General features: G+C 60.6%; 10 protein-coding genes. 6 read left to right on the forward strand and 4 right to left on the reverse strand.

Going from position 1 to position 11,438, the window contains the following annotated elements:
• Window positions 1-410: 410 nt before the first annotated feature.
• The 4 genes from DC522_RS30565 to DC522_RS30580 all read right to left on the reverse strand — a co-directional run bounded on the left by DC522_RS30565 (window position 411) and on the right by DC522_RS30580 (window position 3,361).
• Window positions 411-890, reverse strand: coding sequence for a DUF2938 domain-containing protein (locus tag DC522_RS30565; protein ID WP_116532252.1), 480 nt, complete (start codon window positions 888-890; stop codon window positions 411-413).
• 37 nt (window positions 891-927) lie between these two features.
• The gene (locus DC522_RS30570) at window positions 928-1,713 is read right to left on the reverse strand and encodes an SDR family NAD(P)-dependent oxidoreductase (RefSeq protein WP_116532253.1); all 786 of its coding nucleotides are present in this window, start codon (window positions 1,711-1,713) and stop codon (window positions 928-930) included.
• 62 nt (window positions 1,714-1,775) lie between these two features.
• The gene (locus DC522_RS30575) at window positions 1,776-2,552 is read right to left on the reverse strand and encodes an SDR family oxidoreductase (protein ID WP_116532254.1); all 777 of its coding nucleotides are present in this window, start codon (window positions 2,550-2,552) and stop codon (window positions 1,776-1,778) included.
• Between the two features lie 83 nt (window positions 2,553-2,635).
• Window positions 2,636-3,361: a GntR family transcriptional regulator gene (locus tag DC522_RS30580; protein ID WP_116532255.1), complete on the reverse strand. Its 726-nt coding sequence runs from the start codon at window positions 3,359-3,361 to the stop codon at window positions 2,636-2,638.
• 74 nt (window positions 3,362-3,435) lie between these two features.
• Here DC522_RS30580 and DC522_RS30585 point away from each other — a divergent pair, with 74 nt between their 5' ends.
• The 6 genes from DC522_RS30585 to DC522_RS30610 all read left to right on the forward strand — a co-directional run bounded on the left by DC522_RS30585 (window position 3,436) and on the right by DC522_RS30610 (window position 11,210).
• Window positions 3,436-4,686 carry an ABC transporter substrate-binding protein gene (locus DC522_RS30585; protein ID WP_116532256.1) on the forward strand — a complete coding sequence of 417 codons (1,251 nt, stop codon included), beginning with the start codon at window positions 3,436-3,438 and terminating at the stop codon, window positions 4,684-4,686.
• A 127-nt stretch (window positions 4,687-4,813) separates the two neighbouring features.
• Window positions 4,814-5,689, forward strand: a complete 876-nt coding sequence (locus DC522_RS30590; protein ID WP_116532257.1) for a branched-chain amino acid ABC transporter permease — start codon at window positions 4,814-4,816, stop codon at window positions 5,687-5,689.
• 4 nt (window positions 5,690-5,693) lie between these two features.
• Window positions 5,694-8,210, forward strand: a complete 2,517-nt coding sequence (locus DC522_RS30595; RefSeq protein ID WP_116532258.1) for a branched-chain amino acid ABC transporter ATP-binding protein/permease — start codon at window positions 5,694-5,696, stop codon at window positions 8,208-8,210.
• Between the two features lie 19 nt (window positions 8,211-8,229).
• Entirely contained in the window at window positions 8,230-9,162 is a 933-nt protein-coding gene (locus tag DC522_RS30600) for a 3-hydroxyacyl-CoA dehydrogenase (protein WP_116532259.1), read from the forward strand.
• Window positions 9,163-9,184: 22 nt separating this feature from the next.
• Window positions 9,185-10,111: a 3-keto-5-aminohexanoate cleavage protein gene (locus tag DC522_RS30605; protein ID WP_116532260.1), complete on the forward strand. Its 927-nt coding sequence runs from the start codon at window positions 9,185-9,187 to the stop codon at window positions 10,109-10,111.
• Window positions 10,112-10,505: 394 nt separating this feature from the next.
• The gene (locus DC522_RS30610) at window positions 10,506-11,210 is read left to right on the forward strand and encodes an RraA family protein (RefSeq protein WP_116532261.1); all 705 of its coding nucleotides are present in this window, start codon (window positions 10,506-10,508) and stop codon (window positions 11,208-11,210) included.
• The last annotated feature ends 228 nt before the right edge of the window (window positions 11,211-11,438 follow it).

Below are 11,438 nucleotides of genomic sequence, written 5' to 3' on the forward strand. Positions count from 1 at the left end.
ACCTCCAAAAAGTCAGCCTTGAATCTGATTTGCGTCCTCTTGGGAATCCCCTGCCTTAAATCGTCACTACAGCCTAGAGCATCGGACGTGAAAAGTGGACTTGCCCTTTTGGGATCCATCTGATGCTCCCTCCATAGAGAGCGCATCGTTGGATGCGAACCGAAGGTCCACGTCAGCGACCCGAAGGGCCACGTCAGTGAAAACCGGGTCCACTTTTTAAGCGCGATGCTTTAGCTGCACCAAGTTCGCTGGTTGATGTAAGCAGCAGCCACGAAGAGAGCCTTATCGTGGTATGAGTGACACCTCCTGGCGTGAAACGCAGGTATCACCGCACCGCGTTTCTTATGGCCTCAAGCGGCAATTGGTGGCGGCTATAGGAAATGGGCTGCCCCTCTCCAACCGGGCATACCCTACCGAATAAGAAGAGCGCTCCCGTAAAGCCCGAAACCAAAGATGACATGGCCGGCGATGTTGAGTACCCTGATCCGTGTGGCATTGGGTCGTTTCGAGGCTGCGATACCAACCCCCATCCCGGGCTGAAGCAGAAACCATCCGGCTCCAACGGTGATGAGGCCCACGGCCAGCGCAGGCGCCAATGTTGGCGCCGAAGTCCAGTCGGGGCGGGTAAAGGCCAGCAGGGCGCCTGCATAGATGATGCCGACAGCGTAATGGCTCAGCCAGCCGACGGCACGCTCGAAGGCATAAGCGTGCGCCAGCGTGATATCGTCATGAAAGACCTTGCCCTCTGTCAGGTGGCAGAACCACCGCCCCACCAAACCCCAATTCGGCGCTGGAACCTTGAATAACCGCTGCAGGATCCAGGCCCAGAGATCAAGCAATGCTGTTGCGCCAACTCCGATGAGGACGGTGCGATAGAGAAAATCGATCATCGTTTCAGCTCCCCCTCCTCTGTCCCAGCTATTGTGGTCACGGCATGTATTGCCCGCCATTCACCTCAATCACTTGGCCCGTGACGTAGCCGCTGAGGTGATTGGAGGCGAGATAGAGGAAGGCACCGACACAGTCCTCCGGTGTGCCGAGACGATCCATGGGAATGGTGGCCTGCATGGCGGCAAGTTGCTCCGGAGTCGAATAGCGCTCATGGAAAGGGGTCATGATGACACCGGGCGAAACCGCATTGACCCGGATGCCGTCCTTGACCAGTTCCTTGGCCCAGCCCCGCGTGGCCACCGAGATGAAGCCCTTGGCCGCGGCATAGACGACGGAGCCTGGCCCACCGCCGTGGCGCGCGGCGATCGACGACACATTGATGATGGAACCGCCCTGCGCCCGCATGTGGGAAACTCCCTCGCGAACGAAGCGCACGACCTGCTCGACGTTCAGGGCAAGCACGGCATCGACATACTCGTCCGTGTAGTCCTTGATCGGCGTGCGCTTGACCAAGCCGCCGGCGTTATTGATGAGAACATCAAGCCGGCCGAAATGCCCGACGGTTTCAGCCACGACACGCGCCGCCGCCTCCGGCTCGGTGACGTCCGCTTGAACCAGGAATGCCTCCCCGCCAGCCGCTCTCACCTCCTCAGCAACCTGCCGCGCCTGCTCTTCGCTGGCATTGTAATGGATCGCCACACGCGCCTTGTTGTGGCCGAAGGCTACTGCGGCCGCGGCTCCGATTCCGGTGCTCGCGCCGGTGATGAGGATCACCTTTCCGGCGAGGTCGGGAATGGTGGGGTAGTGCTCGGGAGAGGTCATGACTGGAACTCCGGAATGGTTTTCAACGAAACAGAAGCTTAGACGGCACTTATCGTCATTGCTTAGAAAAGAGCCTGGAGATCTGCGTCGACGGCAATGGCCTGTCCCGAGATCGTTCGTCCCAGCGGCGAGCACAGGAAGACGATCTGATCGGCAAGCTGCTGCGCCGTCACGTATTCCTTCAAGGACGTGTTCGCGAGCGCCCGGCGCTGCATCTCCTCGAACGATACGCCAAGCTGCTGTGCTTTGGCTTCGAGCACCCTGCGCTGGCGGTCGCCGGCGACAACACCGGGTAAAATCGCGTTCACGCGGATGCCGTCCTCGCCCAACTCCCGCGAGAGCGATTTCGTGAAGCCGACCACGGCCCATTTGGCAGCGGCGTACGGGGAGCGTAGAGGAAAACCGAACCGGCCAGCCGCGGAGGAGACGTTCACGATCGAGGCGTTCTGGCTCTTTCTCAAGTGGGGCACAGCCAGGCGCGTGCAGTTGAACTGCCCAGTGATGCATACTTCAAGACAGCGATCCCAGTCCTCGGGATTGATCTCCTCCACCCGCGCGGTCGGCCCTGCGATGCCGGCGTTGTTGACGAGAACATCCAGCCCGCCGAGAACTCCCAGAGCCTCTTCGAAAACCCGGGCGACATCGCCTCGATCCGCCACGTCGCCATAGGAGGAGGTCAGGTCTTGGTCGGTCGAGGCCGCCGCGTCGAGAGCCGCGCGGTCGACGTCGCAGACATGCACACGCGCGCCTTCGCGGTGGAAGGTGCGGGCAATCTCAAGACCGATGCCTGCGGCACCAGCCGTCACCAGAACACGCAGCCCGGCGATATTGAGGTCCATCTTCGTCGTCTCCATCCCTGAACTGTGCACCCTTGCACTCGGCGCCCGCTCGTCTTGTATTTTCCGAGAGCCTGGGCATCGGCCTAGTCCTGTAGACGTCCGGTGCTCTCGATGAAACTGGCAGCGCCCTCGATGTCGTCGATGAGCGCTTTGCGTGCGGCAGCCCCGTCACCGACATTCACCGCAGCCACGAGACGGCGGTGATGCTCGGTTGCACCGCCCGTGCGCAACCGTTCGGGAGAGGCCTTGAGATCGAAATTCAGAACAGGCCCGATCTTCAGCCAGAGACCCTCAATGATCCCCACCAGCGTCGGCAGGCCGGTCGCCCGGTAGACGGCGAAGTGGAGCTCCTTGTTCGTCCGCACGGCTCTGTCCGCCTGTGGATTGGAACTACGGGCCTCTGCCAGAAAGGCGTCCTCGTAATTCTGCATGGCTTCGAGGTCAGCTTGCGTGCGGCTCCTGGCCGCCTCCTCTGCAGCAAAGCCCTCGACCGCGAGTCTCACGATTGTCAGCTCTCTGAAACGCGAACGGGTCATCAGTGGGACGCGCACGGCGCGATTCGGCAGCACCTCTAAAGATTGATCGGCGACGAGCCGCGCGACCGCTTCCCGCACCGGCATCATCGAGACGCCGAGAGTTTCTGCGACGCTGCGCAGGGACATCTTCTGCCCAGGCGCGAGTTCGCCACTCATCAGGAGTTCACGCAGCTCCGTGTGGACGCGCTCGCCCAGGGTGACACGCTCCAGCCGGCCAATCTGGGCGATCGCTGAAGGTGTCTCGGTATTTCGAGGGCTCGACAATTTGCTCATTTTCAGACAGTCTAACTGTGATCACAGATCGCGGCAAGTAACCGCGACACCCTTTTCAGAGGAAGGAAACGGCCATGGCACATTCGGACGACCTGACCCGCCGTACGCTCCTGAAGGGAGCGGCGGGCGCTACCGCGCTTGTAGGATTTGGGATGCCTGCGATCACCAAGGCGCAATCTGACGTGATCCGGATCGGGCATCTCACACCCATCACTGGCTTCCTTGGCCCACTCGGCGAATTCGCCCAGATGGGCGTGAAGCTCGCAGCCGAGGAGATCAATGCCGCCGGTGGCATTCTGGGTCGTAAGATCGAACTGGTGATCGAGGATTCCGTGAACCCGCAGACGGCTTCGGCCAAGGCCGAGCGCCTGATCGAGCGCGACAAGGTCGCGATGATCATCGGCGAGATCTCCTCGGCCTCAGCTCTCGCCATCGGTCAGGTCGCGAACCGGACCAAGACAGTGTTCATCAACACGGGTGCGAATTCCGACGCCCTGCGCGGAGAAAGCTGCAATCCGTTCATGTTCCATATCGAGGCTGCGAACTCGATGATGGTCAGGGCGGTCGGCACGTATCTGAAAAACGAGAACATGATCAAGGGAAAGAAGTGGTACTCCCTGACTGCTGATTATGCCTTCGGTCATGATCTCTTCAGGGTCGCCAAGAAGTTCGTCACGGAGAATGGCGGTGAGTTCATCGGAGAGGAACTCGTCCCCACCGATGCAACCGACTTCAGTCCCTATCTGCTCAAGATCCGGCAGGCGCAGCCTGACATCGTCGCTTCGAATCTCGCGGGCAATCAGATCACCAACTTCATCAAGCAATATGCGGAATACGGGCTCCAATTCCCAATCACCGGCTTCGGGTTCGACACGGCCGTCGCCTGGGGTGCCGGCAAAGGCAATTTCTCGGGCATCTGGCCGCTGATCTGGCACCACTTGGTCGACACGCCTTCGTCCAAGAAATATGTCGAAGCCTTTGCCAAGAAGTATGGCAAGCTGCCCGAGAATCAGTCCTGGGGCGACTACAACTCCCTCAAGATCGTCGCCCAATCCTTCGCCGAGCTGAAATCCACGGACCCGCAGAAGCTCGCGGAGCATCTGCGCAAAGGCGCGAAGTTCGATATTCTGAAGAGCCGCGAAGGTTACTTCCGCGCCTATGACAACCAGATGGTCCAGGAGATGTATGCCGTGCGCGCGAAGGACCCGGACAAGATGAAGGACCAGTGGGATATCTACGATCCGCTCGGTACCGTGCCTGGCCCGAATGAGGATCTCGAGGCCTTGGCGCCACCGAAGGATGGCACCTGCAAGATGCAGGCATAGCAGGCCACGCATCGAACAGGCTGGAGGGCGAAAGCCGCTCCGGCCGCTGAGAGTACGACATTCCGTTTTCTCCTGTGCCTCGGCTTCTCGGCACAGGCTTCCATTTTGGACGGAAAAGGAGCCTCGCTTGGCGCTCGTCTTTCTCCTTGAGCAGGTGCTGAATGGCCTTTTGGTCGGAGCTTATTACCTGCTGATCGCTCTTGGCCTCTCCCTGATCTTTTCTCTCGGCGGGATCGTGAATCTCGCCCATGGAGCCTTCTACGCTATCGGTGCATATCTCGCCGTGACGCTAGCTCCCAAGATCGGCTTTGCCGGCGCCTTCATTGCGTCTCCGGTGCTTGTCGCATTTCTGGGCGTCGTTATCGAGCGCCTGTTCTTCCGCAGATTTTACCGCTCTGACCCTATTCTCAGCCTGTTGCTCACATTCGGCCTCGCGATGATCATCGAGCAGAGCCTCCGGATGATTTTCGGCGCTGCCCCTCTACCCTTCTCGATTCCGCCAGAACTTCGCGGCCAGATCTTTCTCGGCCACTTCATCTATCCTCGCTATCGTCTGATCATCTTCGGTGTGGCTCTTACGGCTGTCATCGCGACGTGGTTCCTGGTGTACCGCACCGCCTTTGGCCGCGTGGTCCGCGCAGGGGTGCAAAACCCGGACATGGTGGGAGCGCTCGGCATCTCGCTTCAGCCGTACATGACGGCCGTAGCCGCCATCGGAATCGGACTGGCGGGTCTTGCCGGAGTCCTTCTGGCGCCGATCTCCGGCGTGCATCCGGCCATGGGAGCAGAGATCCTCACCGCAGCCTTCGTCGTGGTCGTCATCGGCGGGTTGGGTTCTTTTTGGGGGGTTATCGCGGCCGCGGCTCTCGTGGGCGTGGTGCGCGGTCTCACCATCTATTTCTTCCCACCTGCCGGCGAGGCCTCAATGTACCTGCTGATGGCCCTCGTACTGCTCCTGCGGCCGCGCGGATTGCTCGGCGAACGCATCCAGAAATTCGAGTAGATCGATGCGCAAGGATTACTGGCCCCTCCTCATCGCGGCGACAGCGCTCATCCTGCTGCCATTCGTCCTCGACCCCATCGGCCTGCCCCTCCGCTCGTCCATCGACGTGGTGGTCTTCGCTATCGCCTGCCTCGGCCTGAATGTCCTGGTCGGCTATACCGGCCTCGTTTCCTTCGGGCATGGTGTGTGGTTCGGCCTCGGAGCCTACGCAGCGGCGCTGAGCCAGTTGCACTGGTTCCCAGAGGGAATCGTTCTTCCGGCGCTCTTCGCCATGGTCTTCATCGCGGTGGTATCGGCTCTTCTCGGCGGACTCATCCTGCGTCGACGGGGTGTCTATTTCTCGCTACTGACCCTGGCCCTGGCAGCCATGCTCTTTGCTGTCGCCTATCGCTGGACGGCATTGACGGGCGGGGAAAGCGGGCTTGGCGGCGTCGTGCGCACAAAGACACTCGGCCTCGATCTGAGTTCCGACTGGATCTACTACTGGTTCGTCGCAGTGATCGGCTTTGCCATCTGCTTTTCGCTGCTGCGCTTTCACAATTCGCCTGCCGGCAGCGTTCTTGTGGCCATCCGGGAGAATGAGCAGCGCGCCCGCTTCCTCGGATATCCAACCAATCGTTACAAGCTTCTCGGATTCGTGGTTTCCGCCACGGTCGTCGGTATTGCAGGCGTCCTTTCGGTCTTCAACCACCGCTTCGCCTCTGCAGAACCTCTTTCCGTTGCCTTCTCAGGCGAACTGATCGCCATGGTCGTGATCGGTGGAATGCGCAGCTTTCTCGGGCCCGCGCTTGGAGCTCTCTTCTATATCCTGTTTCGGGAGCTGCTGTCGATCTGGACCCCGCACTGGCTGCTCTACTTCGGCATCCTCTTCATCGGGTTCATCATCCTCTCGCCGACAGGATTGGTCGGGATTGCGCAGCGGATCGCTGCGCCGTTCCGCGCTAGGGTGACGGAAGAGGCCGCCATGGCAGGCCGCACCCTCACCGATGAGCCCCTGCCGTCGTTTCTCAAGCCGTCCGATCACATAAATGGCGTGATCCTGGAAGCCCGTGGCATCAGCAAGAGTTTCGGCGCGCTCAAGGCCGTTCAGGCGGTCAACATTGCCGTGCAGGATCGTAGTCTGCACGCCCTGATCGGCCCCAATGGCGCAGGAAAGACAACCGCATTCAACCTGATTTCCGGCTTCTATATGCCCGACGAGGGTAACGTGCTTCTTCAGGGGCGCTCCATTGCCGGGCTTTCTCCGGAAGCGATCACGCAGGCCGGGATCGGACGCTCGTTCCAGATCACGAACCTGTTCCCGGCATTGACCGTCGAGGAAAATGTTCGCCTTGCCGTGCAGGCTCGTCATCCGCAGCGCTTCAATTCCTGGACTGCGGCGCGATCGATCAAGAAGATCGAGGCCGAGACCGCTGCGGTGATCCGCTATCTCGGCGTTGCCGGCATCGAGAAGGCCGAGGCGGGATCACTTTCGTATGGCGGGCAACGCCTCCTCGATATGGGATTGGCGCTTGCGACAAAGCCGAGAGTATTGCTGCTCGACGAGCCGCTCGCAGGACTTTCCGCTGCCGAGCGTCAGCGCATCGGCGACATCATCAAGCGTATTTCCCTGGATGTCCCGATGCTGCTCGTGGAGCATGACATCGACCGGGTGTTCCAGATTGCGGACGCCGTCACCGTGATGAATGCGGGCCAAGTGCTGGTCGATGGAACGGTTGAGGATGCGCGGTCGAACCAGAAAGTCCAGGAGATCTATATCGGCTCTGGCGCCGCCACTGTTGCGGCAAAGACCCGAGAGAGCGCAGTCGAACCGGCGACCATCCTCACGGCAGAAATGATCAACACGTTCTACGGCAAGAGTCATGTCCTGGCGGACGTCTCCTTCAATGTTCGCCAGCACGAGATCGTCGCACTGCTTGGGCGCAACGGCGCCGGCAAGTCGACCCTGCTCAAGACGTTGATCGGCATCGCCCCGCCTTCCTCGGGCTCGATCAGGCTCGACGGACAGGAGATCGCTGGCCAACCGTCCTCTGCCATCGCGCGGCTCGGTATCGGCTACGTGCCACAGGGGCGCGGGCTATTCGCGGGAATGACCGTAGCCCAGAATCTGGAACTCGGACGGCTCAAGCGCGAGACGGGTCACGGCATACACTGGAACCTGGACAAGATCTTCGAATACTTCCCCCGGATCCGCGAGAGGCTCGATACTCCGGCGGACTTCCTCTCCGGTGGTGAGCAGCAGATGGTAGCGGTCGCGCGCGCGCTCTCGGGTGATGTGAAGGTTCTCCTCCTTGACGAGCCGTTCGAAGGCCTTGCCCCGGCGATCGTCGAGCAGCTCTTCGAGAGCTTCGACAAGCTCCGGCATGAGGTCTCGATCATCATTGTCGACCACCACCTCGATCTGGCGCTTGCTCTGTCCGACCGGACGGTGGCGCTCGAACGGGGGCGGGTGATCCATACCGGCCTGTCGAAGGATCTGCGGGACGACCTTGCTCTTCGCCGCAAGGTCCTGTGGTTGTGAGCGTTAAGGGAGATCACGAATGCCGAGTGTTGCTATCATTGGAGCAGGGCTGATTGGCCGATCCTGGGCTATCGTGTTTGCTCGAGCCGGCTGGGACGTCCGCGTCACGGATTCCAGTAGCGAGGCCCTTGAGAATACACCGCGTCTGATCCGGCAGGGTCTTGAGGAGCTTGCGAGGCACGGCCTCGTCTCGGACCCCGAGGGCTCGTCAGGCCGCGTCGCGATTTTCCCGTCGCTTGCGGAGGCTGTCAGCGCGGTCGATCTGGTTCAGGAGAACGGTCCTGAAACCGTCGAGATCAAGCGCGCCATCTTCGCCGAACTCGACCAACATGCCCCGGCGAATTGCATTCTTGCGTCCTCAACCTCCGCAATCGTCGCGTCCCAGTTCACCGAAGGGCTCTCGGGCCGCCCCCGCTGCCTGGTGGCGCACCCGGTCAATCCTCCCCACCTCGTGCCCCTCGTCGAACTCTGCGGAGCTCCCTGGACGGCACCCGAAACCATCGTTCGCGCGCGCGAAATCTATGAAAGCGTTGGGCAGGTTCCGATCATTGTGAACCGTGAGGTCGAGGGCTTCGTTCTCAACCGCCTTCAAGGCGCGCTTCTCGCAGAAGCGTTCCGGCTCGTCGGCGAGGGCGTAGTGAGCCCGCAGGATCTCGACAAGACCCTGAAGGATGGTCTCGGACTGCGCTGGTCGTTTATCGGGCCGTTCGAGACCATCGAGCTCAATGCGCCTGGCGGGATTGGCGATTACTGCAATCGCTATACCGGCTTCTACCGCCGACTCACCGAGGATCCGGCCAAGCCTCAGGTTTGGGACAAGGAAAATGTGAGCCGCATCCTCGATGCCTGGGGCGAAGCGCCCACCCCCGACGAACTCGCGCGCCGCTCGGCTTGGCGTGACAGGCGCCTGACGGCATTGAAAGCGCACAAGCAATCCCAACCAGAATCGTGATCTCCTGAGAAGGAAAAAGCTCATGGCACGCAAGGTCATCATTACATGCGCCGTTACGGGCGCGATCCATACGCCGTCCATGTCCCCTCACCTGCCGGTGACTCCGGAGGAAATCGCGGAAGCCGCCATCGGTGCGGCCGAGGCAGGCGCCGCCATCGTGCACCTGCACGCGCGAGACCCGAACAACGGTAAGCCCGATCAAACGCCCGAGGCCTTCGCACCATTCCTGCAAGTAGTGAAGCAGCGCTCCGACTGCGTTATCAACATCACGACGGGTGGCGCACCGACGATGCTGGTGGAGGAGCGTGTCCGTCCTGCCGCCTACTACAAGCCGGAGGTCGCGTCCCTCAACATGGGTTCCATGAATTTCGGGCTCTACCCGATGCTCAATCGATTCAAGGAGTTCAAGTACGATTGGGAGAAGCCCTATATCGAAGGTTCACGCGACAGGATCTTCCGGAACACTTTCGCCGACATCGAGTACATCCTGACGACATGCGCCGAGAATGGCACCCGCTTCGAGATCGAGTGCTACGATATCGGTCACTTGTACACCCTCGCCCATTTCGTCGATCGGGACCTGATCAAGCCACCGCTCTTTGTCCAGAGCGTCTTCGGTCTCCTGGGGGGCATTGGCCCGCACCCGGAGGACGTAGCGCATATGAAGCGTACTGCCGACCGGCTGTTCGGAAGGGATTACCAATGGTCGGTTCTCGGTGCAGGCAAGAACCAGCTCGCCATCGCAGCCCAGGCAGCCGCCATGGGAGGCAACGTCCGTGTTGGCCTTGAGGATTCACTCTGGATCGGGCCGGGCAAGCTGGCGGAATCCAATGCACAACAAGTGAGAATGGCGCGCCAGATCATCGAGGGGCTCGGACTGGAGATCGCAACGCCGGATGATGCGCGCAATATGCTGTCGCTGAAAGGAGGCGACCGCGTCAATTTCTAGCGGATGAATTTGTGCGAGACCAAACGCCTAGAGGGCGAGCGCAATCCATGGTGGATTCGCAATACGTGACTGTCGAACCGGTATTTCCTAGAGCCTCGGACGTAAAAAGTGGATTGCACTTTTGGGGCTCATCCGATGCTCTCTTCTAGAGAGAGCGCATCGTTGGGTGCGGAAACCCGGATCCCCTTTTCACTGGCGTGGACCTTCGGTTCCGCACGATGCGCTAGCGGCGGTCGAGCGGGCACTCGTGTGGATGTCGCCCGCTGGTTGCAATCCGGCATTGTGGTCGCCACCATGCATGTCGGCGAACCGCAGGACAATGTCTAGGAGCACGTCGCCTGAGGCGGCGTTGTCCTTTAAGCACCAACTGACTTGCAATGGGAATCGTCTGGGAATGGAACAACTGTTGTCTCCAGAGATCTTCGCCTCCCTTGAGGGGGTCGACACACCGACGGTGTGTAACGCAATCGAACTCGTCCTAGGGCATCGGACAGCGGACGGCTTCACGACGCAGCCGGTCATTGCCGCCCATCCAAACCTGCCCGCCTTCGTCGGCTATGCGCGCACAGGTGTGATACGCGGCTCGCAGCCGGCTCAGGAGTCTCCCGGTGAAGTCAGAGCACGGCGGATCGCCTATTATAGATACGTCGCGGCCCAGCCGGGACCGACCGTGGTGGTTCTGCAGGATATTGATCCTCGCCCCGGTCTCGGCGCCTTCTGGGGCGAGGTCAATGTGGCGATCCACAAGGGCCTTGGCGCACGAGGAGTTCTGACCAACGGTTCAATGCGGGATCTCGGTGCCATTGATCCCAGTTTTCAGATTCTGGCGGGATCGCTCAGCCCGAGCCATGCATTCGTCCGTATCGAGGCGTTCGATTGTCCAGTAGAGGTCTTTGGGTTGACGATCAGGCCCAATGATCTGCTTCATGCCGATCGTCATGGAGCAGTTATTATCGACCCTCAGATCGCCCGTGAACTCCCCCGTGCCATCGACCTCGTGACGCGAAAGGAGGCACCGATCCTGAAGGCCGCTCGTAGTCCAGGTTTCACTGTGGAGAAGCTAATAGCAGCCTGGGGTGGGGCAGAGGACATCCACTAGCGCCTCGTGCGGAACCGAAGGTCCACGTCAGCGACCCGAAGGGCCACGCCAGTGAAAAGTGGCTCCGGGTTTCCGCACCCAACGATGCGCTCTCTCTAGAAGAGAACATCGGATGAGCCCAAAGGTGCAATCCACTTTTCGGTCCGAGGCTCTAGGCTGTAGTGACGATTTAAGGCAGGGGATTCCCAAGAGGACGCAAATCAGATTCAAGGCTGACTTTTTGGAGGT

Origin of the sequence: Microvirga sp. KLBC 81, assembly GCF_003075415.1 — a bacterium.
Lineage (GTDB): Bacteria > Pseudomonadota > Alphaproteobacteria > Rhizobiales > Beijerinckiaceae > Microvirga.

What these genes read in the sequence shown, in the direction of transcription:
- DC522_RS30600 (WP_116532259.1), top strand. Translation starts at nt 8,230, where the DNA reads ATGCCGAGTGTTGCTATCATTGGAGCAGGGCTGATTGGCCGATCCTGG.
- DC522_RS30585 (WP_116532256.1), top strand. Translation starts at nt 3,436, where the DNA reads ATGGCACATTCGGACGACCTGACCCGCCGTACGCTCCTGAAGGGAGCG.
- DC522_RS30610 (WP_116532261.1), top strand. Translation starts at nt 10,506, where the DNA reads ATGGAACAACTGTTGTCTCCAGAGATCTTCGCCTCCCTTGAGGGGGTC.
- DC522_RS30595 (WP_116532258.1), top strand. Translation starts at nt 5,694, where the DNA reads ATGCGCAAGGATTACTGGCCCCTCCTCATCGCGGCGACAGCGCTCATC.
- DC522_RS30570 (WP_116532253.1), bottom strand. Translation starts at nt 1,713, where the DNA reads ATGACCTCTCCCGAGCACTACCCCACCATTCCCGACCTCGCCGGAAAG.
- DC522_RS30605 (WP_116532260.1), top strand. Translation starts at nt 9,185, where the DNA reads ATGGCACGCAAGGTCATCATTACATGCGCCGTTACGGGCGCGATCCAT.
- DC522_RS30575 (WP_116532254.1), bottom strand. Translation starts at nt 2,552, where the DNA reads ATGGACCTCAATATCGCCGGGCTGCGTGTTCTGGTGACGGCTGGTGCC.
- DC522_RS30580 (WP_116532255.1), bottom strand. Translation starts at nt 3,361, where the DNA reads ATGAGCAAATTGTCGAGCCCTCGAAATACCGAGACACCTTCAGCGATC.
- DC522_RS30565 (WP_116532252.1), bottom strand. Translation starts at nt 890, where the DNA reads ATGATCGATTTTCTCTATCGCACCGTCCTCATCGGAGTTGGCGCAACA.